The sequence below is a fragment of the Methanobacterium sp. genome, assembly GCA_016222945.1.
Taxonomy (GTDB): domain Archaea; phylum Methanobacteriota; class Methanobacteria; order Methanobacteriales; family Methanobacteriaceae; genus Methanobacterium_D.
On the sequence record JACRPY010000002.1, the window covers coordinates 839,520 to 865,599 of the forward strand.

Annotated in this window: 26 protein-coding genes; 12 read left to right on the forward strand and 14 right to left on the reverse strand. The window is 33.2% G+C overall.

The features are described 5' to 3' along the window. Positions 1 to 51: 51 nt before the first annotated feature. The 3 genes from HZC47_04475 to HZC47_04485 all read left to right on the forward strand — a co-directional run bounded on the left by HZC47_04475 (position 52) and on the right by HZC47_04485 (position 2,534). A complete protein-coding gene (locus tag HZC47_04475) occupies positions 52 to 1,119 on the forward strand; it encodes a UPF0104 family protein (protein MBI5680132.1) in 1,068 nt (355 codons plus the stop codon). Positions 1,120 to 1,326: 207 nt separating this feature from the next. Continuing rightward, the gene (locus tag HZC47_04480) at positions 1,327 to 1,602 is read left to right on the forward strand and encodes a hypothetical protein (protein ID MBI5680133.1); all 276 of its coding nucleotides are present in this window, start codon (positions 1,327 to 1,329) and stop codon (positions 1,600 to 1,602) included. Then, positions 1,599 to 2,534 carry a transcription initiation factor IIB gene (locus HZC47_04485; GenBank protein MBI5680134.1) on the forward strand — a complete coding sequence of 312 codons (936 nt, stop codon included), beginning with the start codon at positions 1,599 to 1,601 and terminating at the stop codon, positions 2,532 to 2,534. Before HZC47_04480 ends, HZC47_04485 begins: the two co-directional genes overlap by 4 nt. A gap of 113 nt (positions 2,535 to 2,647) precedes the next feature. Here the strand turns inward: HZC47_04485 and HZC47_04490 are convergent, their stop codons facing one another. Then, positions 2,648 to 4,273 carry an MFS transporter gene (locus tag HZC47_04490; protein ID MBI5680135.1) on the reverse strand — a complete coding sequence of 542 codons (1,626 nt, stop codon included), beginning with the start codon at positions 4,271 to 4,273 and terminating at the stop codon, positions 2,648 to 2,650. 262 nt (positions 4,274 to 4,535) lie between these two features. Between HZC47_04490 and HZC47_04495 the strand changes: the two genes are divergently transcribed. Beyond that, positions 4,536 to 5,375, forward strand: a complete 840-nt coding sequence (locus HZC47_04495; protein ID MBI5680136.1) for an ion transporter — start codon at positions 4,536 to 4,538, stop codon at positions 5,373 to 5,375. Between the two features lie 6 nt (positions 5,376 to 5,381). On the opposite strand, the gene HZC47_04500 is transcribed toward HZC47_04495, so the two are convergent. Together HZC47_04500 and pyrH are read right to left on the reverse strand one after the other, a co-directional pair. Continuing rightward, positions 5,382 to 5,579 carry a DUF2116 family Zn-ribbon domain-containing protein gene (locus tag HZC47_04500; protein MBI5680137.1) on the reverse strand — a complete coding sequence of 66 codons (198 nt, stop codon included), beginning with the start codon at positions 5,577 to 5,579 and terminating at the stop codon, positions 5,382 to 5,384. Positions 5,580 to 5,810: 231 nt separating this feature from the next. Continuing rightward, on the reverse strand, positions 5,811 to 6,485 hold the full coding sequence (gene pyrH / locus HZC47_04505) for a UMP kinase (GenBank protein ID MBI5680138.1): 675 nt from the start codon (positions 6,483 to 6,485) through the stop codon (positions 5,811 to 5,813). A gap of 191 nt (positions 6,486 to 6,676) precedes the next feature. Between pyrH and prf1 the strand changes: the two genes are divergently transcribed. Beyond that, positions 6,677 to 7,906 carry a peptide chain release factor 1 gene (gene prf1, locus HZC47_04510; GenBank protein MBI5680139.1) on the forward strand — a complete coding sequence of 410 codons (1,230 nt, stop codon included), beginning with the start codon at positions 6,677 to 6,679 and terminating at the stop codon, positions 7,904 to 7,906. Positions 7,907 to 7,956: 50 nt separating this feature from the next. Further along, positions 7,957 to 8,013: a hypothetical protein gene (locus tag HZC47_04515; GenBank protein ID MBI5680140.1), complete on the forward strand. Its 57-nt coding sequence runs from the start codon at positions 7,957 to 7,959 to the stop codon at positions 8,011 to 8,013. A gap of 167 nt (positions 8,014 to 8,180) precedes the next feature. On the opposite strand, the gene HZC47_04520 is transcribed toward HZC47_04515, so the two are convergent. From HZC47_04520 to HZC47_04550, 7 genes are all read right to left on the reverse strand, one after another. Beyond that, positions 8,181 to 8,777 (reverse strand): orotate phosphoribosyltransferase-like protein, encoded by a 597-nt coding sequence (locus HZC47_04520; protein ID MBI5680141.1) that lies wholly within the window; start codon positions 8,775 to 8,777, stop codon positions 8,181 to 8,183. Between the two features lie 77 nt (positions 8,778 to 8,854). Then, positions 8,855 to 9,808 (reverse strand): Gfo/Idh/MocA family oxidoreductase, encoded by a 954-nt coding sequence (locus tag HZC47_04525; protein ID MBI5680142.1) that lies wholly within the window; start codon positions 9,806 to 9,808, stop codon positions 8,855 to 8,857. Continuing rightward, entirely contained in the window at positions 9,805 to 10,677 is an 873-nt protein-coding gene (hemC, locus tag HZC47_04530; protein ID MBI5680143.1) for a hydroxymethylbilane synthase, read from the reverse strand. The genes HZC47_04525 and hemC overlap by 4 nt, the downstream gene beginning before the upstream one ends. Positions 10,678 to 10,833: 156 nt before the next feature. Next, a complete protein-coding gene (gene cfbE / locus HZC47_04535) occupies positions 10,834 to 12,195 on the reverse strand; it encodes a coenzyme F430 synthase (protein MBI5680144.1) in 1,362 nt (453 codons plus the stop codon). Positions 12,196 to 12,249: 54 nt separating this feature from the next. Further along, entirely contained in the window at positions 12,250 to 13,092 is an 843-nt protein-coding gene (locus HZC47_04540; GenBank protein MBI5680145.1) for an NAD(+) kinase, read from the reverse strand. Continuing rightward, on the reverse strand, positions 13,092 to 13,919 hold the full coding sequence (locus HZC47_04545; protein ID MBI5680146.1) for a bifunctional fructose-bisphosphatase/inositol-phosphate phosphatase: 828 nt from the start codon (positions 13,917 to 13,919) through the stop codon (positions 13,092 to 13,094). The genes HZC47_04540 and HZC47_04545 overlap by 1 nt, the downstream gene beginning before the upstream one ends. Positions 13,920 to 13,925: 6 nt before the next feature. After that, a complete protein-coding gene (locus HZC47_04550; protein MBI5680147.1) occupies positions 13,926 to 14,369 on the reverse strand; it encodes an arginine decarboxylase, pyruvoyl-dependent in 444 nt (147 codons plus the stop codon). Positions 14,370 to 14,647: 278 nt separating this feature from the next. On the opposite strand from HZC47_04550, the gene HZC47_04555 reads away from it, so the two are divergent. The 3 genes from HZC47_04555 (at position 14,648) to HZC47_04565 (ending at position 17,461) form a co-directional block, all read left to right on the forward strand. Next, a complete protein-coding gene (locus HZC47_04555; protein ID MBI5680148.1) occupies positions 14,648 to 15,037 on the forward strand; it encodes a translation initiation factor IF-5A in 390 nt (129 codons plus the stop codon). An 87-nt stretch (positions 15,038 to 15,124) separates the two neighbouring features. Then, positions 15,125 to 16,003: an agmatinase gene (gene speB / locus HZC47_04560; GenBank protein ID MBI5680149.1), complete on the forward strand. Its 879-nt coding sequence runs from the start codon at positions 15,125 to 15,127 to the stop codon at positions 16,001 to 16,003. A gap of 222 nt (positions 16,004 to 16,225) precedes the next feature. Next, a complete protein-coding gene (locus tag HZC47_04565; GenBank protein ID MBI5680150.1) occupies positions 16,226 to 17,461 on the forward strand; it encodes a TIGR00300 family protein in 1,236 nt (411 codons plus the stop codon). 36 nt (positions 17,462 to 17,497) lie between these two features. Here HZC47_04565 and HZC47_04570 read toward each other — a convergent pair whose 3' ends face one another. Beyond that, on the reverse strand, positions 17,498 to 17,806 hold the full coding sequence (locus tag HZC47_04570; protein MBI5680151.1) for a hypothetical protein: 309 nt from the start codon (positions 17,804 to 17,806) through the stop codon (positions 17,498 to 17,500). 82 nt (positions 17,807 to 17,888) lie between these two features. Here HZC47_04570 and HZC47_04575 point away from each other — a divergent pair, with 82 nt between their 5' ends. The 3 genes from HZC47_04575 to HZC47_04585 all read left to right on the forward strand — a co-directional run bounded on the left by HZC47_04575 (position 17,889) and on the right by HZC47_04585 (position 21,614). Further along, a complete protein-coding gene (locus HZC47_04575; protein MBI5680152.1) occupies positions 17,889 to 18,947 on the forward strand; it encodes an NAD(P)/FAD-dependent oxidoreductase in 1,059 nt (352 codons plus the stop codon). A 146-nt stretch (positions 18,948 to 19,093) separates the two neighbouring features. Then, positions 19,094 to 20,701, forward strand: a complete 1,608-nt coding sequence (gene ade, locus HZC47_04580) for an adenine deaminase (protein MBI5680153.1) — start codon at positions 19,094 to 19,096, stop codon at positions 20,699 to 20,701. Positions 20,702 to 20,738: 37 nt separating this feature from the next. Beyond that, positions 20,739 to 21,614, forward strand: a complete 876-nt coding sequence (locus HZC47_04585; GenBank protein ID MBI5680154.1) for an MBL fold metallo-hydrolase — start codon at positions 20,739 to 20,741, stop codon at positions 21,612 to 21,614. A 376-nt stretch (positions 21,615 to 21,990) separates the two neighbouring features. On the opposite strand, the gene HZC47_04590 is transcribed toward HZC47_04585, so the two are convergent. The 3 genes from HZC47_04590 to HZC47_04600 form a co-directional block, all read right to left on the reverse strand. Then, a complete protein-coding gene (locus tag HZC47_04590) occupies positions 21,991 to 23,004 on the reverse strand; it encodes a tetratricopeptide repeat protein (GenBank protein MBI5680155.1) in 1,014 nt (337 codons plus the stop codon). 24 nt (positions 23,005 to 23,028) lie between these two features. Then, positions 23,029 to 25,311, reverse strand: a complete 2,283-nt coding sequence (locus tag HZC47_04595) for a hypothetical protein (GenBank protein ID MBI5680156.1) — start codon at positions 25,309 to 25,311, stop codon at positions 23,029 to 23,031. 4 nt (positions 25,312 to 25,315) lie between these two features. Then, positions 25,316 to 26,080, reverse strand: a 765-nt coding sequence (locus HZC47_04600) for a right-handed parallel beta-helix repeat-containing protein (GenBank protein MBI5680157.1), incomplete at its 5' end; no start/stop codon positions are given.

A 26,080-nucleotide genomic window follows, 5' to 3' on the forward strand; every position in this document is an offset into this window, starting at 1 on the left:
ATATTGTTTTAATAAAAAACGTTTTTGAATTTAAATTTAATAGGGATAATAATGCAAAGCACTACCGAATTTATAAAGGGTCATAAATGGGAAATATTAATTTCATTCATTGTAGGCGCATTCATCATATTCATTGTATCCTTTGCAGTGGGTATAAATGATATATTAGAAGTTTTAGGGCGCACAAATATTTATTTAATGTTGTTTACAGTGCTTTTAGAACTGATTATTATATTATTATGGACGCAACGGTGGAAATTGATTTTAGATGTTCTTCATAGGGCTCCTAAATTTAAACAACTGTTTTTAATGATGTTTGCAAGCCAATTTGGAAACAATGTAACTCCCGGTGCTGCTGGAGGCGAACCATTACGTGCGTATTTACTTGATAAATTTGAAGAAATTCCATTTGAAACTGGTTTTGCATCAGCAACTGCAGACAGAGTTTTTGAATTTTTCCCATTTGTATTGGTATCCACACTCGCAGCATACCTAATATTCACATTAAATATTGGATTTTTAACCAGTTTATTGGTTAGTTTAATGATAATAGTGACAATGACATTTTTTGGATTGATGATATATGTTGGTTTAAAAAAAGAAGTTGCAACAAGATTAATTTTATCACTTGCAAAGCGCATATATCCTTTTGTAAAAAGATTAACTTCCAGAGAAACTTCATTTAATAATGTCAAAAATAAATTAGTTGAATACATTGAAACATTTACAACAGGGTTCCAGGGAGTTTTAAGGAATAATAGGATGTTTTTAGTGGGAGTATTCATCTCATTTTTGATGTGGGGACTTGATAACTTCCGTTTTTATCTTACATTTGGAGCAATAGGCTATTATCCGCCTATAGTGCCTATGATAATCATTTATACAATATCTATTTTAGTATCAATACTTCCTACAATACCAGGATCATTGGGGATTCGTGAGGGCACTATGGTTGCTCTTTTCCTTCCTGTAGGTGTTCCTGCCGATGTAGTCCTTGCTGTGTCTTTATTGGATAGGTTAGTTACTTATATGATGCCTACATTTGTTGGAGCTTTTGCTACATTCTATTATGGTAAATTGTATAAAGATAAGAAGGGAAGTTCGGTTAATCAAGGATAATCTGATTTTTGATCATATTCTATGCTGATTTATTATCTAATTCAGATAGCCTTATTATATTAATAGATTTCCTTTTTTTATCTACCCTAAAAATCAATTCAAAAGGCTTATATGAAGGTTTTAATTTTATTATTTATAAGTATCGAAACATTTATATAGTACTTCTTAACACATTTTAGTTATATAAAACTATCGGTATGATGATAAATGAAAAAACTAGGAATTATCTCACATATGTCTAATAAGGGCAAAATTATCCTTAGATCGGATAACTCTCCTAGATTAGGACTACATGTTTTTAATAAAGACAAAAAAAAGATTGGAAGCATCCATGATGTCTTTGGACCAACAAAAAAACCTTACATCTCAGTTAGAATATACGCAAAAAATATTGAAAGTTTTGAAAAGCGAGTTGGAGAGCAATTGTTTATATCATCAAAACCTATAAAGAGTTGGGGGCGGAAAAAACGAAAGAAAAAATGAAATACGACGTTTCAGAAATTGAAAAAGTCGAAACAAAGTGCCCAGAATGTGGTTCTGACAAATTAATTAATGATCACGAACGTGGAGAAATTGTATGCGGAGCATGTGGTCTGGTTATAGATGATAATTTAGTTGATATGGGTCCAGAATGGAGAGCATTTGACCATGAACAAAGGGATAAAAGAACAAGAGTAGGTGCACCTATAACTTACACCATCCACGATAAAGGTTTAAGTACCATGATCGACTGGAGGAACAAGGACATCTACGGTAGGGACATCCCTGCACGAAACCGTGCTCAATGGTACCGTTTAAGGAAATGGCAGAGAAAGATAAGGATTTCTGGTGCTACAGAAAGGAACCTTGCATTTGCTTTAAGTGAACTTGACAGGGATTCATCAAGATTAGGTTTACCAAGAAGCGTGAGAGAGGCAGCATCAGTTGTCTACAGAAGCGCTGTAGAAAATAAGCTCATCAGAGGCAGAAGTATTGAAGGAGTAGTTGCTGCATCATTATATGCGGCGTGCAGAAGATGTAACGTTCCAAGAACTCTTGACGAGATTGCAGAAGTATCTCGTGTAAGTAAAAAAGAAGTTGGAAGAACTTACAGGTTCCTAACACGTGAACTTAACATTAAATTACCACCAACATCTCCTGTGGATTATGTTCCACGATTTGCAAGTGAATTAAGCTTGTCTGGTGAAGTACAATCCAAAGCTATTGAAATAATTGAAAAAGCAATGGAAAAAGGCCTTACATCAGGTAGAGGGCCGACAGGAGTTGCAGCAGCAGCATTATACATTGCATCTGTGCTTCTTGGAGAGAGAAAAACTCAAAGAGATGTTGCTGATATTGCAGGTGTAACTGAAGTAACAATCCGTAATAGGTACAAAGAGCTCACCGAACAGCTTGATATGGGTGTAACTTTATAGTTACATCAATTTATTTATTTTCTTGTTTTATACTTATTTTTAAATTATACATTAATTCCAATTTTTAGAAGTTTAATTGAGCCTAAATCCAATTTGACAAGGAATTTCCTATTTTATAGCTCATCGACATCTTCAGACAGTATCATGTCCTCATTATAATATTGGACAATCAATTTTTTTTCTTCTTCCATCTTAGGAAATTTGTAGAACACGATTGCAGCTCCAATAATGATTGCTATAATTCCAGCAAGATAAGCCCAATGGTCTCCCGCTAAAAATGAAGTTTTAGCTGCAGATATGATCTGGGCAGAATATTGTGGATTCTGTTGCGCAAGGGTGGCAGCGCTGGCAAATGATTTTGTAAGTGTTGCCTCTATGCTAGCGGATATTTGCTGTTGGGCAGAGGGGGACAGGTTGCTGATTTGTGTAGCAAATGCCTTGGCATAACCTGCTGTAAGTAGTGCACCGAATATGGAAGTCATGATTGCACCACCAAAATCACGTTGCAAGTCTGCAGTTCCTGAGGCCATACCTTCACGTTTAACTGGAACGGAACCTGTAAGTGAATGTGAAGCTGGAGTTCCTGCCAACCCTACTCCAATTCCGACAAAGGCGTAAGCAAGTCCAACCTCCCAGTAGGGGATGTTATCTTTCCATAACAATAGCATGGTCATGAAACCTAATAAACAGAACAAATAGCCAAGTAAAAGTGTAAATCTAGAACCATGGGACTCAACGAGCTTGGCAGATTGTGGTGCTACCAGAATCATCAAGATAGCTGCCGGTAAAATTGAAATTCCTGCATCTAAGGTTGAATATCCAAGAACATTTTGTAAAAACTGTTGACCGATGTACATAGCGCCCATAAGTGACCCAAAAACAATTATTCCTGCAGTTGCCGCTACCCAGAAGATCTGACGACTGGCGATTTTAAGGTCATACAGTGGATTTTGTACTTTATGTTGGCGCATTATGAATAAGATTCCTGCAACGGCTGCGATTATTAATAAACTAATTATCAGAGTTTCTGAATTTGGTACTGGAGCAAAGTTAATGGCTAGAATCAATGTTCCTAAGAGAATTAGAGACATTAACCCTCCAATGTTATCAACTGGATCTTTTGTTTCATTTATATGGGATGGAACGAATTTTATGGCCATAATTAGAGCTATAACAGCCAGGGGCAATGTGATAAGGAAGACCGAACCCCATGAATTTGATAGAAGCAGATATCCGGAGAATAATGGTCCAAGAGCCGCAATTGCAGCACCTATACCTGACCACAATGCGATTGACTTTGTCCTTATTGGACCTGACCATAAAGCAGCTATTAGTGCCAGAGTAGTTGGAAATGCCATTCCTGCAGCCAAGCCGCCTATGATACGGGCCCCAATTAAGATCTCAATGGTTGGAGCAAAACCTGCGATGATAGATGCAGGTATGGCAATCAGTGTTCCTATAATGAGCATCATCTTTCGACCATGATGGTCACCCAAAGCACCAAACCATAGCACTGAAGCAGCAAGACCTAAAGAGAAGCCTACTGCCACGAGATTAATTTGAACCTGTGAAGCACCAAAAGCTAAACCTATTGAAGGTAGAGCAACATTAGCTACCGAAAGATTTAGGTTGGCGACTGCAGCTACCAGAATTAGTGTGGCTAGAACAATTTTCCCTGGTATTTGTGGTTTAATGTTTGCTTTTCTATTATCTGCATTGTTTTTTATTTCAGTAGACATATTTACTTCCTTATAATGGATTTTTTTACTGCAATATTATCTTTTTTCATTATTCAATTGTTTATAATCAATCTTATTCATTTTTTGCCTTTCAATATGATTATATTTAATTTATCTTAAGATTTATTTAAAAATATTTCTCATTTACAGATTCAAATTGAAAAAAATGGTTTTTTGAGTATCTATGAAAAATAATTAAATTAAATATTATTTTTAATCAAAAACCAAAAAATAATTAAATTAATAACATTTATTATATACTATGAAGCCGGATAGTAGAATCAGACGGATTTATGAATTATTTTGTTTCATGTCTATCATTTTCTATGGATTTACCCTTTTGATACTGGTTTTTTTTAATTTTGAACCTAGAAATATCACTATATTAATTCAGTCAGACTTATTCATTGCAGTATTCCTTTTATTAGAATTCTATTTAAGAATAAGGGATGAAAAAGATAAAGGAGATTATATCAGGGATAATTGGATTGATATAGTTGCCATAATTCCCATAAATTTTATTATAATAATTTTAGCGGGAGAGATTAGCCCTATAATATTTGTTATTGTCAAATTGGTTGCAATAATTAAAATTTTTGCATTATACAAGTTTTCAAGGAAGATAAGTGATGAAGTTTTAGAATTTGCCGAGAAAACAAAACTGTTTTATGGTTTGGCAATCTACCTTTTTGTTATTATATTTGGTTCTGCAGCTGTTTTCTATATTGAAAGAGGAGTAAATCCAAATCTGCACACACTGGGAGACGGTTTCTGGTATATAATACAAACCATCACCACAGTTGGTTATGGGGATGTGGTTCCAGTAACAAGTTCTGGTAGATTAATTGGTTTAGTGGCTATGTTTACTGCAATTGCATTTTCAAGCCTCCTAACAGCTACAACAACATCTGCACTACTTGAAAAATTCCGTAAAGAAAGGGAAGTAACTAAAGAAAAGAGTAAAGAAACTATTGGAAATCTTTTTAAAAAATTGAACAGCTTAGAAAATCAGATAAACGAAATAAAATCTGAGACTGATAGTTTAAAAGAAATAAAGTCAGAAATTCAAGATTTAAAAAAAATAATTGAAAAAGAAAAATAAACAAGTTTAATATAGTTTTCCCTTAAAAGCAAACAGGAAATAAATTATAATTAATGCAGCAAAGGCTATATACATTATTTTCCTTGTTTTAGCTACTTTTCTTTGTCTTTCTGTAAAAATTTGTTCACAATTTGGAGAGCAGAACTTTTCTTCCATAGGGATTGGTGTTCCGCACATTGGACAATGTTTATGTGGTTTTGTCATATTTACACCTCAAAATCTCTCGAAATCTGTGAAAATTTTCAATTTTCACGCAGCAAAAACGAAGTTTTTGCATGCTTTGATTTCGGAGCTCTCAAATACTTTATATTTGGAGCAGAGAAACTTTGTTTCTCATGCATGAAAATCTTTGATTTTCGTATGTTTTTATTTTGGGTTCGAAAAACTCTTGGTTTTCTTAACCTCATTGGTTAATATAAAAATTCAATTTATTTATTAATCAGGAATGATAACAGTACCTATTTCATCTTTTATGGCTTTTTTAAGATTTTTAGGGTATTCGCCGTTTATAATTCTAGTTTTTATATTTGATCTTTTTATAATTTGAATTGCAGTCATGTCAAAAAACTCATATGTACCTGCTTTAATTTCTTTACTGCTTAAAATATTCATCATTTCAGTTGGAGTGATCTTTTCGAACATTTTAGCGTCATTGTATTTATTTGGGTCTTTATCATATAATCCGTCCACTGATGTGGCGTTTATTAAAAGATCAGCATCTACAAACTCGGCAAGGATACTTCCAACAGCATCAGTACTGTGTGCTGGTTCTGTTCCACCCATAACTACAATTTTACCCGACGTTCCAAATTCCATTGCATCATGGAAATTCATAGCAACTTTAGGATATGCATCTGCCCCAAGGGCCATGATCAGAAGCTTGGCATTAAGTCGGGTTACTTCAATTCCTATATCGTCACAGGCTGCTTCAGAAGCTTCAAAGCCTCTGGCTATTCCAATATAATCTCTTGCAGGTTTTCCGCCTCCAACAACAACTAAAATTTGATGTTCATTGTTCATATCGTGTAAAACTTCAGCATAATCTTTGAATTTTGCAGGATCATTATCTTTAATTATAATTGAACCGCCAATTGTAACAACTATTTTCATCTTATCACCAATAATTAATGTCGTGAAACTTAAATAAATATAATTCTAATAGTATAAGTAAATAAATTTGAGTTTAATTAATTATATTATTATTTATATCATTGAAGATAAACATAGACTAAATAATTTCTGATATTTTAAATTATGCAGTTAACCAATTTATTATTTATACTAATTAAGGAGTGATTTTTTTGGCTGAAGTATCATCAAAAGAGTTATACGAGTTTAAACGAACTATTGAGGAACTTTCAGATAAGAAAGGAAGAGGAACAGAACTCGTATCTGTTTATATCCCTCCAGATAAACAAATAAGTGATGTCGTAAAACATATGAGGGAAGAATTAAGTCAAAGTGCAAATATCAAAAGTAAATCTACAAAAAAGAATGTACAATCTGCAATAGAAGTGATTATGCAGAGATTAAGACTCTTTCCTAAACCTCCTGAAAACGGACTTCTGCTTTTTGTGGGAATGATTCCACGGGGCGGTCCTGGTACTGAAAAGATGGAAACATACGTTTTTGAACCTCCAGAACCATTACAAACATATACTTACCACTGTAACTCCGAATTTTTCCTGGAACCACTTCAGGACATGTTAGATATAAAAGAAACATATGGGCTGGCAGTTTTAGATAGAAAAGAAGCTACAATTGCACTACTCCGTGGAAAAAGAATAGACATTGTAAAAACACTTACAAGTGGAGTTCCAGGTAAACATAAAGCAGGTGGGCAATCACAGAGAAGATTTGACCGTTTAATAGAACTTGCAGCTCATGAATTCTTGAAAAGAATTGGAGGGCACATGAACGATGCTTTCCTACCAATTACTGATTTAAAAGGAGTAATATTGGGCGGACCTGGACATACAAAGGAAGAGTTCCTTAAAGGAGATTATTTGCAATATGAAATTAAAAATAAAGTTATAACAACAGTAGATACATCATATACTGGTGAATTTGGGATAAGAGAAGTTATTGATAAATCTATGGATGTTTTAACTGAAATTGACATAATGCGGGAAAAAAAGCTTGTTCAGAGATTTTTAAAGGAATTAATAAGTGAAGATGGACTTGCATCATATGGGGAAGCAGATGTAAGAAAAAATCTTCAAATGGGAGCAGTTGAAGTCCTTCTACTTTCTGAAGGCCTTAAATCAAGCAGAGAAACCTATGAATGTTCAGCATGTGGATGTGTTAAGGAAAAAACTGTTAAAAATGTTGATGAATCCGATGAAATGCAGTGTCCTGAGTGCGGCGAAAAAATGAAAGAAAGTAAAGCCAAAGACATTATCGATGATTTCGTGGATATGGCAGAAGAAATCGGATCTGAAGTAGAACTAATATCAACAGAAACAGAGGAAGGAATGCAGATTTTAAGGGCTTTTGGAGGTATTACGGCTATATTGAGGTATAGGGTGTAATTCAACCTTTTTTTGATCAACCCTTTTTTCAAGGAAAAAAGGTTGAGGAGATGCAGATTTTAAGAGCTTTTGGAGGTATTACAGCTATATTAAGGTATCGTGTATAATTCAATTTTTTTTTTGATCAACCCTTTTTTCAAGGAAAAAAGGTTGAGGAGATGCAGATTTTAAGGGCTTTTGGAGGTATTACAGCTATATTAATGTATAGGGTGTAATATTTCTCCCTAATTTTCGAAATTTATTAAAATAAATAATAGAAAAGCAGACAATAAAATTATCCAAGCCTGCTTACACGTATCAATGATTCTACAGGAACATTTCCAATTTTTTCTATTCCTTTTTTATCAATTAAAACAACAACACATAAAGTGTTTGCCCCAAGGTCATTTAACACTTTAATTGCTTCATTAATGGTTCTTCCACTAGTTATAACGTCGTCAACAATCACAATGTTTTTGCCCTCAACTGATGCGAAATTGCTGCTTATAGCTCCTTTTGCATCTTCTTCTTTTCTGTGTTTTATGGGGTGGAAAACAGTTATATCAGCTCCTATTATTTGGGCCATCATGGTTGCAAATGGCACTCCACTAACGGTTATGCCTACTACAACTTCTACATCGCCGCATTCAATGGCTAAATCGGCCATAGCTGCAGATACATTCATCATTCGTGTGGAACTGCTTCCTAATTTTTTCCAGTCTATTGCAAAGTCAACTGGTGCTTGAGATTCAGCTTCTATTTTTTTACCTGTTACCTGTAAAATAAGCCATCTTGCAGTGTCTTTGGACACATTAAGTTCATCTGCAATTTCTCCAGTTGTAAAACCTCTGCTTCTTAATTCATAAGCCTTTTTTATAAGCTCTTCATTCATAAACACACTTCCAATTAATTGAGGACTATCATTTTATTTTTTCTTTTTAGGCAATATAAACTCTGTTGTAAAAATTTCTAATAATCGTTTATTTCAACAGGAAGATTACTTTTAGCAGATTGCATTGCTGCAGTAACAACTTTAAGGGCATATATTCCATCTTCACCGGTGATTTTTGGCTCTTCATCATTACTTACTGCAGATAAAAATGAACCTAATTCTTCTTTTAAAGGTTCTTTGTGAGGGACATTAACATTCTGTGTGGATTTACCATAAATATCAACACTCTGGTCAATATAATCAATGGATATTATGCCTTCGGCTCCTGTAATTTCCAGTTTCCTTTTTTTGTAGGGTGTAAGCCAGTTTACTTCAAGCATGCCTATAATACCATTTTTAAATTTGCTCATTATCTCTGCATGGTCTTCATATTTACAATTTTTTAGTCTACTGCCCATATTTGCGTATATTGCGGATACTGGGCTTTCAAAGAGGTGGAACATAATGTCAACTTCATGTATTGCCAGATCTATTGTAACTCCTACATCTTTTATTCGCGGAGGAAATGGACCTACTCTCTTTGCTGAGCAGGAAACAACTTCGCCAATAACGTCGTTCTTTATGAGTTTTTTAGCTTCCTCAACTGCAGGATTAAATCTTTCAACATGGCCAGTTCCAAGCTTGACTCCTTCCTCCTTTGCAGCTTTTACCATTGTTTTTGCTTCTCTTAAGGTAAATGCTATTGGTTTTTCTACTAATACATGTTTTCCATGTTCTATTGCATCCATAACAACGTTAAAATGATGGGTGGTGGGGACACAAACACTTACTGCGTCTATTTCAGGCATTTTAAGTATGTCATTATAGTCTACAAATCCTTGTGTATTGTATTTTTTAGAAACTTCATCTGATTTTTCCCTCATAAGGTCAGATACTGCTATAAGATTAGCATTTTCTAGTTTAGAGTATACTCTGGCATGGTTATAACCCATGGCACCTACACCTATTACGCCTACATTTACCTTATTCACAAATAATCCTCCATCATCATTTTTGCAGCTTCTTCGCCTATTTTTTCTGCATCGTTTATTGAACCTGTTAATTTAACTTTAGATAACAATTCACCTTCTTTTGTAAGCAAAATGCTATTAAGTTCTAATTCACTGTTTTTTGCTTTTGCTGATACTCCAAGGGGCCATTGACAGCCCACTCCAAGTTCTTCAAGCACTTTTTTTTCTGCTTTTACTTCTTGTGCTGATTTAAAATGATTTAATTTCTCTAAATCTTTCCTTACTTTGCTATCTTCTCTTGCGACAACAGCGAGTGCTCCCTGTCCAGCTGCAGGGGTTAAATATTCTAAGGGAAATATTTTTTTTATGTGTTGTGTAAGACCTAATCTTTTAAGACCAGCTTCTGCCATTATGGTGGCATCAAATTCCTTTTTTATCACTTTTTTAATCCTTGTATCTATGTTTCCCCTTATAGGTTTTATATTTAATTTTTTATTATGATAATTACAAAATGCTTCTCTTCTTAAGCTGCTTGTTCCCATTATTGCATCTTCTGGCAGTTCATCCCAATCATAAGATGATACAAGAACTTCATTTGGAGATTCTCTTTCAGGAACTGCTACTATTTTTAGATCATCTGCAAGTTCAGTGGGAAGATCTTTTAGGCTGTGCACTGCAAAGTCAACGTCTTCCTCTAATACTGCCTTATCAAGTTCTTTTGTAAATATGCCTTTTACATCAATTGTATAAAGCTGAGAGTCAGTTATTTTATCTCCTGTGGTTTTTATAAGTTTGATATCAATTTTTTCATTGGTTATATTGGACAACTGTTTGATTATATTTTTTGTTTGGGTCATTGCTAAATTGCTTCCTCTGGTACCCACTTTCAAAGAATCCTCTCCAAAATCGTTTAATATTGAAAAATTTTAATTTGGATTTTAAACATAAGTTTTTAAACCTTATAGAATGATTCTCTAAGGATATTTAAAAAGATTTTTATGAATTTTAATAATATTAATATTAATATGGATTTGAGTATTTTAATTTTATCTTTTTTTTAAATCTGAAAAATTGGATCGATAAATTAAGAGAATTATTTTTGAATCCATTTCAACAGCCATAGTAATAGCGTCATTCAAGTTATAATATTCATATTTTCTTTTTATATGTTTTTTGATGCTTTTACCGAGTTCATCTACTAATATGAGCTTTATTTTGCTGTTCATATGATTGAAAAAATTTATTGTAGCCACTTCATCAATTTCTTCACATGTAACTCCATATTTCCCTCCAAAGATGACTATTGGGTCCCTGAATTCTTCAATCATTTTAACTGATTTTTTAATTGCTGTAACATTGATTCCAGGATTTATTTCTTCTATTATAATCTTGTCTTTATGATATTTTAGGGAGGTACGCCCTTTAATACCTTTAAAATCTTTTAAACCATTTATTATCTGATTAATGGGAGTGTTTAAGGTTAAAGCTGCACAGATTGCACAAAGAACATTTTTTAAATGATGTTCTGCTGGTGCAAATGTTTTAATTTCAAATTCTGCATTGGTAATAGTTCCATTAATGGTTTTAATTTCCTTTGCAGTAACCTTAAATGATGTTTCATCCAATCCAAAATTGATTTTTGAGGCTTTAACATTTGAATTGTGGTTAATACTAAATGTATTCATTTTTCCATTGAAATTAGAGTAATATTGGTTAAATGAATCAAAATCACAGACCATCATTTTACTTTTAAGCATTTGAGCCTTAGCCTGGCTTGCAGTTTTCACTCCAGATGCAATTGAATAATCTTCGGCAATATTGGATAAAATACCGACATCAGCAAGGCCAGTTCCTCCAAGAGATGTTTCAAAGATACATATCCCAAAATCATAGTCATCTGCGAGCTGTAATGCTTCTATGATGCTTGCAGGAGTTATGCTTATATCATGCTTTAAAAGATGACTTTTACCGTTTTTAAAGACTTCTACTCCTAAACTGCTTAAAACAAGAGGATTTAAATCCTTAAATATTTCTTTCAGCATCCAAACAATGCTTGTTTTTCCTTTAACTCCAGTTACTTCAATTATGGGAACATTAATTTTATCTTTTAATAGGAATTTAACAGCTTCATGATGAGTCATATGGACTTCAATTTTAATATTGCAATGCACTGGTGCAATAACTAAAAAATCGTCCTTTGAAGAGGTTTTAATAAATTTATTATCATTTATTTTTTCTAAAAAGTCTTTTTCAAATAATTTAATCCCTTTTTCAAGGAGGTACTTCTTTTTTTCTTTATCCAAAGTGTTGTAGATATCCCACGCAAAAACATTACAATCCTGTAACTTTGAAAATTCAGAAGCAATTAAAACGCCTCCATGGGTCATATCAACAATTAATGTATTCATTGGTAAATTAACTCCTTAAAAATGTTTTATTTAAAAATAAATTGGAATATTGAATTATTCAGAGTCTATTCCGCCTTTCATAAGCTTTTCTCTTACTTTTTTATAGAACTCTTTAGTTAACCTTACAAAGTAGGCACATTGATCTGATTTTTTAAAGACAATTTCTTCCATGTAATTAATTTCCTCTTCAAATTGTCCGTCAATTACTGCAATAGCCTTTTTACCTTCTCTAAGTAACCTAACTTGTATAATACTTTTACTTGATACTACTGTAGGGCGTGAACCAAGCTTAAATGGACATATTGGAACTATTATAAATGCATCAACTCGGGGATCGACTATAGGGCCGCCTGCAGACATGGAATAAGCAGTAGATCCACTTGGAGTTGCAACTATTAGTCCATCTGCTCTTAATTCTTCAACAATTTCATCATCTACTTTTATTTCAATATGAAGCATTTTTGCAGGTGTTCTTGTCATTAAAACTACTTCATTTAATGCAGGGGCTAAATCATGATTGTGCCAAACTTCAAGACGTGTCCTCTCTTCAATGAAATAATTACCATTCAACACTTCTTTTAGAGCATGAAAAGTCTCTTCAGGACCTATTTCTGTTAGAAAACCGACTGTACCCATATTTATTCCGAACACAGGTATTTTTTTACCATCAATAAGGCTTTGGGTTCTTAAAATAGTTCCATCTCCTCCAATGGCAATGATTATGTCTACATCCATATCAGGAAGTTCACATGATAACTCAGAATATTTATCAAGTTCAGCGGTGATTAAAGGGTCTAAAAGCACATCTACATCTTCTTTAATAAGGAAATTAGTAATTTCACCAGCAAGTTCTACACCTTTATGGATATCATGACGTGTTACAATACCTATACGCATTATAAAACCTCCAAAAATTTGATTATATCGCTATGGATACTTGAATTTGAAGAAGCAACTACAGATGTTCTTTCTTTAACATTTAATTTGTTATTTAAATCTTTACAGTTTTCGTCAGTCATTGTTCCACCAGCTTCTTCGATTATGAGTTTTGCTGCTGCCATATCAATAATTCTTAAATTTCCCCTGATATCAAGAAATGCATCATATGTTCCACCAGCTACATAACATAATTCAATAGCAATGGAGCCTAAAAGCCTTATTCGTCTTACTAAACTGAATATTTCGCCTATTTCATCCATTTTGGCACCGCGAATATAAACTCCTATTGAAGAACCTGCAATAGTTTCATGTGAAGATGTTATCAACTTATTTCCATTAACATGGGATCCTTTTCCTTTAAAACCCTCATAAAGGTCTCCTGTAGCAAAATTTTTAACAAAACCCATTTTAATATCATTTATTGTTGATAAATCTAAAGCAGGAGCAATTGCAATGGATATTGCATAAGCAGGTATGTTTTTTACGGCATTCGCTGTTCCGTCCAGCGGATCAACTACAAATGTGGCTTCAGGTTTTCCATTTCCTATTTTAACTTCGCCTATTTCTTCACTAACAAGATTAACTGTTTTTCCAGTATTTTCTAGAACTTCTATAACTTTTTCTTCTGCTACTTCGTCAATTAATTTTGTAGGAGTACCATCAGCTCCGATTTTCATGACTTCACCGGATTTCTCCTTACCAACTAATGGGGAGATGGCTTTTTGAACTTCATCGATTATATCATAGGAAACATTCCTCCAAAACTCCATATCTTTGTTTTCCATAGTTTTTTACTCCAAATATACTACTGCAGCCACTACTGAACCTTCATCTTTAACAACATGGCTCTGGGTTTCAACAATAATTTTATTAATTTCCATTTCCCTAATTTTCATCATTTCTTTAACCATAAAAACTGCTTTTTCCTTTACTTCTTCTGGATCTTTATTTAAAGCTGAATTTTCCACTACACATCCAAAATCCTCAGATGTTGCAACGGCGATTGCCGCAGAAATGATATCTCCTTTGTTATCGGATGTTGAATGGGCTAAAACACAGTTTATCATGGCCCCTGCTTCCAGTTTTGGAAGTTCTACGAATTTTGAGCCTTTTGGAATTATACTGGATACTTTAATTAAATTTACATCCCCTATTCCTGCATCTAATAGGGCATTGTCAAATGCATTGAGTTTACTTGGACCTTCTGCCTTTCCTGAAGTTATTGCTATTTTCATGATTATCACTTAATATTTAAATATTGAAACAGATATAGCTTAATCTATAGTATTTTTAAACGTATTTCATATTAGATGGCTGTACTTTTCATTCCATTTAAGTTATCTATAAAACGTTTATATCATATATAAATAAACATATCTTAAGATTTTACAGATTAAAGAGCTAAATTGTGATCATAAACATATTTTATATAGTTAATATATTATTTTATATTTCATAAAATTTTATACTTCATAAAGGTTCTTTAATACTATTATATTCGGAGGAAATTATTATGTCAAAGAAGGTTGTAGAAGTAAAAACCTTAAAAGTAGGTAAATATGTCATTTTAGACGGTGAAGCATCAAAAATTTCAAGTATTCAGACATCATCTCCTGGAAAACACGGCGCTGCAAAGGCAAGAGTGGAAGCTACAGGAATATTTGACGGTCAAAAAAGAAGCTTTGTAAAACCTGTTGATTCCAAGTGTGACGTCCCAATGATTGATAAAAGAGTAGCTCAAGTCCTTGCTTTAATGGGGAAGGATGTTCAACTCATGGATCTTGAATCTTACGAAACATTTGAATTACCTATACCTGAAGAACTTAAAAAGGACATTGTTGAAGGCGCAGAAGTTGATTACATAGAGGCGTTGGGCAAGCAAAAAATCATGAGGGTTAAATAGTTGAATTGTATTAATTTCAATTATTTTTACTTTTTCGTACGATTATTTATTATTAAGGCTATTTTAAGCAAATAAAGGGGATAAAAAATGCTTTTTTACACACAAAACCCTTTACAATTTGCATTTTCAAAGATAGGCGACGAATCAGAAATCTCCAATTTAAATAAAAATGCCAAAAATTTTGGTATAATTGGAGCACCATTTGATAGTACATCAACCTATAAAACTGGTGCAAGATTTGGTCCAAAGACTGTTCGTGAAGCATCTTATAATTTTGAAAGATATAATATGGTTTTAAAAAAAACTTTAGATGCAAATATTTATGATTTCGGCGATATCGAAGTAATTCAGGGTAATTTCAAAAAAACATCTCAGTTAATAGAATCAACTGTATCAGATATTTTAGAGATGAGTATTATTCCAATAGTCATCGGCGGTGAACATACTGTAAGTTACGGTGTTTTAAAAGCGATGGATGTTGAAGATATAACAATTATTCATTTTGATGCCCATATGGACCTGCGAGATGAATATATGGGTGAAAAATATTCCCATGCAACTGTAATGCGCCGAATAATGGATTTAAATCCCAAGGGTATGATTCAAATTGGCTTGAGGTCATCTTTAGAAGAAGAAATCAAATTTGCGCGAGAAAACCAGATAAGCTATTTTACTTCTCATGAAGTCAATGAAAACCTTGAAAAGGTTAAAAATACAATAAAAAAGGTTAAAGGTCCTATTTATCTAAGTTTGGACATAGATATGCTTGATCCAGCTTATGCACCCAATGTAGGCACTCCTTCTCCATGCGGATTAAATCCTTTCCAACTTGAAAGTCTGATCCACTCATTTAAAGGAAAAGAAGTGGTTGGTTTTGATTTAGTTGAAGTTTCATCAACTGAAATTGGAAATATAACCTCAATTAATGGTGCAAAAGCAATTTATGACTTTTTATCTGTTCAATAAATTAAAAAGTTAAAAATTTTTTATTTTTTTTAAAATTTATATATTATGATTAAGTAATAGATAGTCAATTCAAAATTTAATGGGGAAAATGAATATTGATACTTTTTAAAAAGTATTTTTAAAGGATTATGCTAAAATAATCACCATGAAACTCAATAAATTAAATTTTAACCATGTTTAGTAAGTATATATAATGTATTTTAGTTATTTGGAGCTGATATGATGAATACAAGAGAAGTTAAACTTTCAGGACACATAATTGACTCATTAACACTCCCTAAATCTCTTGATCTTATAATGGACATGGGTGGAGATTTTGAAATTCTTGATGTTCATGTAGGTAAACATAAAAAGGATATAAGTCATGCTAAAATCAAGGTTATAGGAAAAGATGAATCTCATTTAGGAGAAATACTGGATGAATTAGGTGAAATAGGGGCAGTAATTGTAGAAATCAAGGAAATCGAGCTTCTTGAATCTCAAAAAGATAAAACACTTCCTGAAGATTTTTATTCAACCACAAATCACCCTACTTATGTCCGATATAGGGATGAATGGGTAGAGGTTGAAGATATTGAAATGGACTGTATGATTGTAATTGATCCAGATGAAGAAAAAGCCAAATGTTTGCCAATAGGTAAAATAAAGAAGGGAAATTTAATTGTTGTGGGAAGGGAAGGTATTAAAGTTGTTCCTCCTGAAAGGCCTAGGGGTAAAAAGGGTGTTTTTGAGTTCATGTCCAGTGAAGCGTCATCAGAAAAGCCTGTAAGGTCCATTATAGAAAAAATTGCTTCTGAAATCAGAGAAATTAAAGAAAGGAAAGGTAAAATAGCTATTGTAGCAGGTCCAGCAATAATACACACAGGTTCAGCACTAATTCTTGCTCGAATGATAAGAGAAGGGATTATTGATGTTTTATTTGCAGGTAATGCCCTTGCAACCCATGATATTGAAAACGCACTTTATGGAACATCACTTGGAGTTTGCACCAAACATGGTGAAGCTGTTGTTAGGGGTCACAGGCATCATATTTACGCTATTAATGAAATAAATAAGGCAGGTTCAATAAAAGAAGCTGTGGATAAAGGAATATTGACTAGCGGAATTATGTATGAATGCGTGAAAAATAATGTACCATTTGTGCTTGCAGGCTCAATAAGGGATGATGGGCCTCTTCCAGATGTTATAACTGACGTAATAGATGCGCAAGAGGAAATGCGAAAATATGCACAGAATGTGGATATGGTGATTATGATTGCAACAATGCTTCATTCTATAGCAACAGGAAACATACTCCCGTCTTATGTAAAAAGTATATGTGTGGATATAAATCCTGCAACAGTCACAAAACTCGCAGATAGGGGAAGTGCTCAGGTTGTAAGCATAGTTACAGACGTTGGGGCATTTTTACCTATTTTATATGAAAATCTTGAAGGATTGGATTGTATTAAAGAATAAATTGAAATTAAATTTCTTTTTTTGACTATTTTTTTATTATTCTATGGTAACTTTAGTTTTGAAGTAATATAAGGACACTAAAATCAAGAACAAAACGGCAATATCTGTTATTACCATGTAGACAGTTGGTACAACAATTCCAATGTGATCCAAAGAATTCATGATCAAATAGAAAGCGATAGCAATAAAGAATATCAAAGAACTTTTTTTAAAGTAATCATACCTTAAAAACATGTTTGCTTGCATTTGTTCCTTATTATGGGTTAAATAGGTCCAACATGTCATAAAAATACTTACTAGAATCGAAACAAAGGTTATTACTGCAAGTATGTAATAAATATCCATTCAGGCTCACCTTTTTTTTGTATTAAAACATTTACATATTTTATATATATCTATTGTCATATATTATTTTTGGGGCTCAATTATGGATAAAGTATTGATTTCTGGTGCTGGTCTTGCAGGTTTATCTGCAGCTATTAATCTTGCAAAAGAAGGCTATGAAGTCAATGTTTTTGAGAGAAATAAAGATGTTGGACAAAGATTTCATGGAGATCTTCAAGGTCTTGAGAACTGGTCTGAAAAAGAAGATGTTTTAGCGGAAATTAGAAAAATGAGCATCGATACAAACTTCGACTGTCATCCTTTCAGTATAATAACTGCTACTAACAGTATAAAAACTAATGAAGTAACAACTTTAAAAAAACCACTATATTACCTTGTTAAAAGGGGAAATGTGGATAATAGCCTTGATTTTGGTTTAAAAGAACAGGCATTAGATGCTGGCGTTAATATACACTTTGAAAAAACAATTAATGAAGAAGATGCAGATATTGTGGCAACAGGACCTGTTTTAGAAAATGTTGTAGGTGTTGTTAAAGGAATAACATTTAAAACAGACCTAAAAGATACTGCTACGGTTTTATTTAACAATGAAGCTGCTTTTAAGGGATATTCATATCTTCTTGTAACTAAAGGATATGGATGCATGTCATCAGTTCTATTAGATAATTTTAATAAAACTGATTCCTGTTTTAGGAAAACAAAGGAATTTTTTTCTAATTTATATAAATTTAATATTGAAGAGGCACGAAATTGCGGAGGAATGGGCTGTTTTTCTATAAATAGCAGATTTAAAAAGGGGAAAACTATATTTGTAGGGGAAGCTGCTGGTTTACAGGATTTATTTTTAGGTTTTGGGATGAGATACGCAATAACTTCAGGTTTTCAAGCAGCAAGAAGTATTATTAATGATGAAGACTATGAAATTATGGCTAAATCGTGTTTTGAGGGTAAATTAAAAGCAGGTATTGTAAACCGTTATTTATGGGAAAAATTAAATAAAAATAATTACTCATTGGCAGTGAATAATTTTAATTGGATTATAAATAATTTTAATTGGATATATAATTATAACATGTTTTGGAGGATTTTATATCCTTTTGCATTAAATGGGATGAGAAGAAGATATAATTGGTTTAAATGAGGATTATTAGATAATTTGTGGATTTATTTTGCTTTTTAATTTATTTTTTCATGAATTGTAATGAATTTATTTATATTTAAGATGGATAAAACAATAAGTAGGTAAAAACATTTCAAATCATAATTTATAAAAATTGAGGCAAGAAGATGATCAAAGGTAATTTAGTGGACGTGTTTACTGAAAGGATCTATCCAGCAGAAATATACTTTAGTGATGGAGTGATAGAATGTGTGAAGCCAGTTGAAGATAAATTCAATCATTTTATTCTACCAGGATTTATTGATGCCCACATACACATAGAAAGTTCTATGCTCACACCTTCAAAGTTTGCTGAAACCGTGGTTCCTCATGGAACAACTTCAGTTGTATCTGATCCCCATGAAATTGCCAATGTCTTGGGAACCCGAGGAATAAAATACATGATTAAAGATGCAGCAACTGTTCCCTTAAATATTTTTTTCACAGCACCATCATGTGTCCCTGCAACACCTTTTGAAACTTCAGGAGCAATAATCAATGCAAAAGAAATTGATAAACTTCTTGATATGGATGAAATAGTTGCATTAGGGGAAATGATGAATTTTCCAGGAGTATTAGCAGACGATATTGAAGTTATGACTAAAATCAATGCTGCAAAGAAGCATAAAAAACCTGTTGATGGGCATGCGCCTCTTTTATCTGGTGAAGAGCTTTGTAAATACATTAAAGCAGGAATTTCCACTGATCACGAATGTACAATTGCCTCTGAAGTAATTGAAAAAAGAAAGCTGGGCATGAAAATAATGCTCAGACAAGGTTCATCTGCCAAAAATTTAGTTGATTTAATTGATGCTGGTGGAGATTTCATTGTTTCGGATGATAAACACCCTGAAGACCTTATAAAAGGACATGTTAATTTAATGCTTAAAGAAGCTGTTCAATCAGGACTGGATCCAATTAAAGCAATTAAAATGGCCACTTTAAACCCTGCAACTCATTATAATCTAAATAAGGGTTTAATTGCCCCAGGAAAAGCTGCAGATATTGTTATTGTGGACAATTTAGAAGATTTTAATGTAAAAGATGTATTTATAGGTGGAAAGAAGGTTGCAAGTGATGGTAAACCTTTATTTTCTATAAATTCTCCTGATCTTCAAAGTACTTTCAACATAAAGGATAAAGTTCCGGACGATTTTGAAATCCTTTCAAGTAATAAAGAAGAAAAAGTAAAGGTAATTGAAGTAATTGAAGGACAATTACTCACAGAAGAGTCTGAATCTGTTTTAAAAGTTTCTGATGGTAAATTAATGCCAGATATAAAAAAAGATATTTTGAAAATTTCTGTTCTTGAAAGATATGGCCAAAATAAAATAACAAATGCATTTGTTCAGGGGTTCGGACTTCAAGATGGGGCTATTGCTTCAAGTGTTGCCCATGACTCCCATAATATAATTGTTGTAGGTACAAACAGTCAGGACATGGCTGAAGCTGCAAATAAACTCGTTAAAAATAATGGAGGGCTTGTAATAGCATTTAATGGTGATCATCATTCATTAAAGCTACCGATTGCAGGATTAATGAGTAATGAAACTGCAGCTGAGGTTTCTTTAAAACTTGAAACTTTACACAATGTTTTAGAGGATATTGGATGTAAACTTGATTCACCTTTTATGACAATGTCATTTTTGGCCCTTCTGGTGATTCCAAAGCTTAAAATCAGTGACGGGGGATTGTTTGATGTTGAAAAGTTTGAATTTGTGGATGTAATAAAATAATTGTAAATAGAGAACATTTTAAAGATATGGCGATTTTATGAAAGTTGTACCTCTTGCTTTTGAAAGTTTAGGTGTCAGATCAATGGCTACATTTGTTGAAACTGATCAAAAAATCTTAATTGACCCTGGAACTTCAATTGCACCTAAAAGATTTGGATATCCGCCGTGGAAAAACGAATTCGATGCATTGTATAGCTCCAGAGCTAAAATCAATGAGTATGGGGAAAAAGCAGGTATATTTACTGTAAGCCATTATCATCATGACCATTACACTCCATTTGAGCTTGGGAAATTTCTGGATTCATCCCCTAAAGCTGCGGAGAAACTTTATAGCGGAAAAAAATTATTTATCAAACATTCCACTTCTAAAATTAATAAAAGCCAGCAAAAACGTGCTGCTGATTTTTTAAAGAATTTAGAAGATTTAAACTGTGAGGTTTCCTATGCAGATGGTAATATATTTGAAATAGGGGAAACAACACTTAAATTTTCAAATCCACTTCCCCACGGGTCTGAGGGAAGCCGCTTAGGATATGTGATTACTACAACAATCCAGTACAATGGAAAGAGTTTGATGCATGCATCTGATGTCCAAGGGCCTATTTATGAAGGATCAAAACAGTTTATTCTTAATGAAAATCCGGATATTTTGATATTGAGCGGTCCTCCAATTTATCTTCAAGGATTTGCCATTGAAAGAGGAGATATTGAAAGTGCAAGAAGGAATTTAATTGAAATATCTAATAAAATACCCAAAGTAATTGTGGATCATCATCTTCTAAGAGATATGCGATGTTTTGATTTTATAAAGTCAGTAGAAAAAGAATCAGATAATGAGATAGTTGTAGCATCAGAAATTTTAGGTAAAGAACCTGATTTGTTGGAAGCACGGCGAAAAGAATTTTATGTATAATATTGTGTCTGCTGGTACGTTATATTTTTCTGCCAGAGGCTTAACATGTGTATCATGAACTTTCTTGATATAATATGCTTTTTTTTAGCATAAGTTTTGGTTTGACCATATTTAGATTGAACATACTTAACTAAACCTTTCTTTTGATACTCTGCTCTTTCCTGGTTGAATCTGTCTAAAGCAGTTTGAATAACGTTATAAAAAATCTTAAAAAAAAAGTAAAAATATAAAAATAAACAGCTTAATTCTCACCCATCAATTCTAAAAGTTCCTTTTTAGCTTTCAAAAATCTATGATTTTTGATTGCCCGAAAATCGGAGCTTACAAATCATCAAAAATCTTTTATTTTTGTGCAAGAAAAATGCTTTGCATTTTTCTAGCTTTGATTTGTGCTCCAAAATTCTACGAATTTTGAGAGATTTTCGACGGCTTCAAGTGCTTCTTCAAAATCAGGATCTAATTCTAATGCTTTGTTATAACATTCTAGTGATTCATTGTATTTTTTGAGTTTTTGAAGAACTTTTCCTTTTTCAAGCCATGTTTCTTCATCTTCAGGATCAATTTCTAAACTTTTTTCAAGATATTCCAAAGCCTCTTTAAAATGTCCTATTTTATTTGAGATAGAACCTTTAAAAGCCCAAGCATCACTATCATCAGGATCAAGTTCTAACACTTTACTAAAACATTTTAATGCATCCTTAAAACTGTTTAAATTATTTAGTGCACTGCCCTTATTGTACCATGCATAAGCAAATTCAAAATCCAATTCTAATGCTTTATTATAACATTCCAAAGCCTCATCAAAACGTTTCAAATCACTTAAAACATTACCTTTATTATCCAGTATCAATGCATCTTCAGGTTCAATCTCTAATGCTTTATTATAACATTCCAAAGCCTCATCAAGCCTATTTAACTCTTTAAGCATGTTACCTCTATTATTCAATTTACCGGTATCATAGGGATCCAATTCTAATGCTTTGTTATAGCATTCTAAAGCCTCATCAAAACGTTTCAAATCACTTAAAACATTACCTTTACCATACCATATAAGTGCATTTTTATCATCAATAGACAATGCCTGATTATAACATTTTAAAGCTTCATCAAATCTTTCTAACGCGTAAAGTGATAAGCATTTACCATACCAGTGATTCATATCATTAGAATCTAATTTTATAGATTTATCAAAGTGTTCTAATGCTTCATTAAATTTACCTAACCTATAAAAAAGATTCCCTTTATTATACCATGCAACTCCATAATTGGGAGTTAAGTCTAATGCTTTATTAAAATATTCAAGAGCCAGTGCAGGATTATCATCCACATATTGAAGGCCCTTTATAACTAATTTATCTACCTTTCGATTTTTAAAAATATTGAAACCCATAATAACACTCCTTATATACAAAAATTACTTTCTTTTTTTAGATTTCCCTATCTTAGGGACGTTCTCATCTTTATTAGCTTTATTAATCTTACCTAAAGTATCCATTGTAAGATAAGCTACTGCCGCTGCCCCCATTCCAGCTAATGTTTTTAGAAGCTTCCCACCTTTAGGACTTTTCCCACCAGGATCATACCAAACAGGTGTGCTTAACTGTTTATGTTTATTTTTAGAACTTTTTTCTAGGGTCAGGCGCTTTTTATTTGGATCAACAGTCTTATATCTTACTGTGTGCGTAGTTATATATCCATCGCTTAGTTTTACAGGGCGAGATTTATTAAAATTAATATTAAGCTTGTTTGAACTCATTGTTTCTGTTTTACTGAGTTGTATAAGTCGTTTAGTCGTTGTTCTATCACGATTTTTTCTAGCATCAGCTAAATAAGATCCTACTTTACCTCTAGCTTGATCAACGGACTTATTAAATTCAGGCCCATACGTAACAGCCAAATATGTACCTCCCAAAATAATAGCACATACAGCTATATATGCAACTGGAACCAAAAAAACTACGCCACCAAACAATCCCTTCATTTCTTCTGTACTTAGTGGTGTTCCTCGTCCGTTTGGATTTGTGGTTAGTGCGTTGCCTGTGTAGTATTTGTTGAATTGTTCTGTGGTCATGATTACTGTTCCCAGGAACGGATCCTGTATTATGTAGTTGTCTCCGATTTTGCCGAGGATTAGAGCGTAGTGGTTGTTTCCGTTTATGTTTAGGAGTACTATGTCGTTGTTTTTTAGTTGACCAGAATCAATTTTTAATCCTGTTAGTTGTATTCCGTAGTATGATGCTGCTTGTGACAGGCCATACATACTGATACCCTGATCGGTTAATCCGCCAATTTGTGATATAAGATTAGCATCTGCCTTTGCACCTAAACTGTTTAGAAGGTTACCAACTGCTATTGCACCGCAAAGATTATTATTTGGAGCAGGATCAGCAATTTTACGTGGGATTTTATGAGGTGTGACTGGTTGACTATTCACAGGAGTGCTTAACATGTTTGTGAGTGTTTGTTGGTCTATTGTGGCAGTTAGTGTGTAGCTTCCCGGGTTGAAGACTTGTAGTTGTGTCCAGGCACTGTTATTAATTAGGGGTGCTGTTTCTGGGTAGACATCACCACCGTTGTTTATAAAGAATTGCACCATGAATGAAGGAATCTCCATTTTTAGTTCTTCGCCGGTACTGCTTTTGAGAGTTACAGTAATATCATATACTTGTCCTGGATTTATAGTGCCTGATGGCACATTTAAAACCGCAACAGCATGATTACCTGTGTTTATATTCATTCCCGTGATACATATAGGATTGTTTTGACCCCACCAATTATACTGAGCATCAACAGTTCCATAGCCATTATTGTGAAGGTTATGAGTGTTACCTGCAACACGATTAAAGTTTAAAGTGTTGTTTGTCCCGTTTTCAACAAGTATGGCATTTGGGTTTCCTGTGATATTGTTTTGAACGAACGTATTGTTGCTACCGTTTATGATTAAACCATTCTCTGTGTTATTATGAACATTATTACCTGTTAGGTTGTTATTGTTTCCGTTTATGGTGCTTCCGTTGGTGTTGTTGAAGATTAGTGTGCTGTTAACATGGTTTTCACTTCCATTTATGATTAAACCATTAGTATTATTCTGCAACAAACTACCATTCAACGTGTTGTTGTTTCCATTTAGTATGATTCCAGTTTGGTTGTTAAAACGACTAGTAACATTAGAAAAACTATTATTGTTTCCATTTACCTGTAATCCATTCTTATTCAATGTTAAAATAGTGCTGTTCATCTGATTATTGTTCCCTGTGATGGTTAAACTGTAACCATTATCTAAGAGGATGTTAAATAGTGTTAGAATGTTGTTTATATTGTTGTTATTTCCTTGGATGTTTATTCCTTGGCCGTTACGGATTATGGTGTTTCCAATCATGTTCAAAAAATCAACAACATCATTATCCGACCTTATTAAGAGTCCTGTACCATTATTATCCGTCAAACTGTTTCCTGTAACAATATTATCCCCATTTATATACATTGCAGTATTGTTTTGATTACTAACACTATTATTAGTTATACTGTTACCTGTTCCAGTAATAAAGAAACCATTGGTCCCATTTAATGCTCCAGAACCATTAAACAGGTTATTATTCCCATTCAAAATCAAACTGTTGGTGTTGTTGAAGATTAGTGTGCTGTTAACATGGTTTTCACTTCCATTTATGATTAAACCATTAGTATTATTCTGCAACAAACTACCATTCAACGTGTTGTTGTTTCCAATAAAACACGTTAAGATTGGTTAAAACATTACCATCACCCATTAAATGCAAACCATTGGTGTTTCCGAATAGTTGTGTTCCGTTTAGTAGGTTGTTGTTTCCTTGGATTGTTAGGGCGTAGTTGTTGGCCAGGACACTGTTATTAGTTAATAAAAATGTTCCTAGAATATTGTTATTTCCTGTAAGTTTTATTCCTATGCCGTTTCTGTATATTTGGTTGTCGGTGATGGTGGGATTGTTTAAATTGTTTCCATAAGTATCCATATTTAAACCCCAAACACTATTATCCATTATAAGATTATTAGAAACAGAATTACTGTAAGAAGTAGTTACACCATACACATTATTAGTCACAGTATTAAAAGAAAACTGATTACCGTTACTACCGGTGAATGCTGCTCCGTAGGGATTGTATTGGAATGTGTTACCTATAATAGGTGTTGAATCTGTGCCTGTAAGCCATACTCCTCCATTACCATTACTATTCGCAGTGTTAGCTAAAACCCAGCTACCGCTGCTTTGCTCAAGATAAATACCACTCCAACCATTACCATTAGCAACATTATTTTGAATCCAAGAACTAGGACTAAGCCTTAAAAATATCCCTCCACCACCATTACCATTCACCACATTACCACTTAAACTAGAACCCGGAGAATTATAAAGATAAATACCCGTATAACCAGAACCAACCACCTGATTACCACTTAAAGTAGATGTAGGACTATCCAATAAACC

What these genes read in the sequence shown, in the direction of transcription:
- HZC47_04485 (MBI5680134.1), top strand. Translation starts at nt 1,599, where the DNA reads ATGAAATACGACGTTTCAGAAATTGAAAAAGTCGAAACAAAGTGCCCA.
- HZC47_04590 (MBI5680155.1), bottom strand. Translation starts at nt 23,004, where the DNA reads ATGGGTTTCAATATTTTTAAAAATCGAAAGGTAGATAAATTAGTTATA.
- HZC47_04555 (MBI5680148.1), top strand. Translation starts at nt 14,648, where the DNA reads ATGTCAAAGAAGGTTGTAGAAGTAAAAACCTTAAAAGTAGGTAAATAT.
- HZC47_04495 (MBI5680136.1), top strand. Translation starts at nt 4,536, where the DNA reads ATGAAGCCGGATAGTAGAATCAGACGGATTTATGAATTATTTTGTTTC.
- HZC47_04475 (MBI5680132.1), top strand. Translation starts at nt 52, where the DNA reads ATGCAAAGCACTACCGAATTTATAAAGGGTCATAAATGGGAAATATTA.
- HZC47_04585 (MBI5680154.1), top strand. Translation starts at nt 20,739, where the DNA reads ATGAAAGTTGTACCTCTTGCTTTTGAAAGTTTAGGTGTCAGATCAATG.
- HZC47_04480 (MBI5680133.1), top strand. Translation starts at nt 1,327, where the DNA reads ATGAAAAAACTAGGAATTATCTCACATATGTCTAATAAGGGCAAAATT.
- cfbE (MBI5680144.1), bottom strand. Translation starts at nt 12,195, where the DNA reads ATGAATACATTAATTGTTGATATGACCCATGGAGGCGTTTTAATTGCT.
- ade (MBI5680153.1), top strand. Translation starts at nt 19,094, where the DNA reads ATGATCAAAGGTAATTTAGTGGACGTGTTTACTGAAAGGATCTATCCA.
- HZC47_04500 (MBI5680137.1), bottom strand. Translation starts at nt 5,579, where the DNA reads ATGACAAAACCACATAAACATTGTCCAATGTGCGGAACACCAATCCCT.
- speB (MBI5680149.1), top strand. Translation starts at nt 15,125, where the DNA reads ATGCTTTTTTACACACAAAACCCTTTACAATTTGCATTTTCAAAGATA.
- HZC47_04575 (MBI5680152.1), top strand. Translation starts at nt 17,889, where the DNA reads ATGGATAAAGTATTGATTTCTGGTGCTGGTCTTGCAGGTTTATCTGCA.
- HZC47_04540 (MBI5680145.1), bottom strand. Translation starts at nt 13,092, where the DNA reads ATGCGTATAGGTATTGTAACACGTCATGATATCCATAAAGGTGTAGAA.
- HZC47_04550 (MBI5680147.1), bottom strand. Translation starts at nt 14,369, where the DNA reads ATGAAAATAGCAATAACTTCAGGAAAGGCAGAAGGTCCAAGTAAACTC.
- HZC47_04570 (MBI5680151.1), bottom strand. Translation starts at nt 17,806, where the DNA reads ATGGATATTTATTACATACTTGCAGTAATAACCTTTGTTTCGATTCTA.
- HZC47_04565 (MBI5680150.1), top strand. Translation starts at nt 16,226, where the DNA reads ATGAATACAAGAGAAGTTAAACTTTCAGGACACATAATTGACTCATTA.
- HZC47_04545 (MBI5680146.1), bottom strand. Translation starts at nt 13,919, where the DNA reads ATGGAAAACAAAGATATGGAGTTTTGGAGGAATGTTTCCTATGATATA.
- HZC47_04490 (MBI5680135.1), bottom strand. Translation starts at nt 4,273, where the DNA reads ATGTCTACTGAAATAAAAAACAATGCAGATAATAGAAAAGCAAACATT.
- HZC47_04520 (MBI5680141.1), bottom strand. Translation starts at nt 8,777, where the DNA reads ATGAATGAAGAGCTTATAAAAAAGGCTTATGAATTAAGAAGCAGAGGT.
- pyrH (MBI5680138.1), bottom strand. Translation starts at nt 6,485, where the DNA reads ATGAAAATAGTTGTTACAATTGGCGGTTCAATTATAATTAAAGATAAT.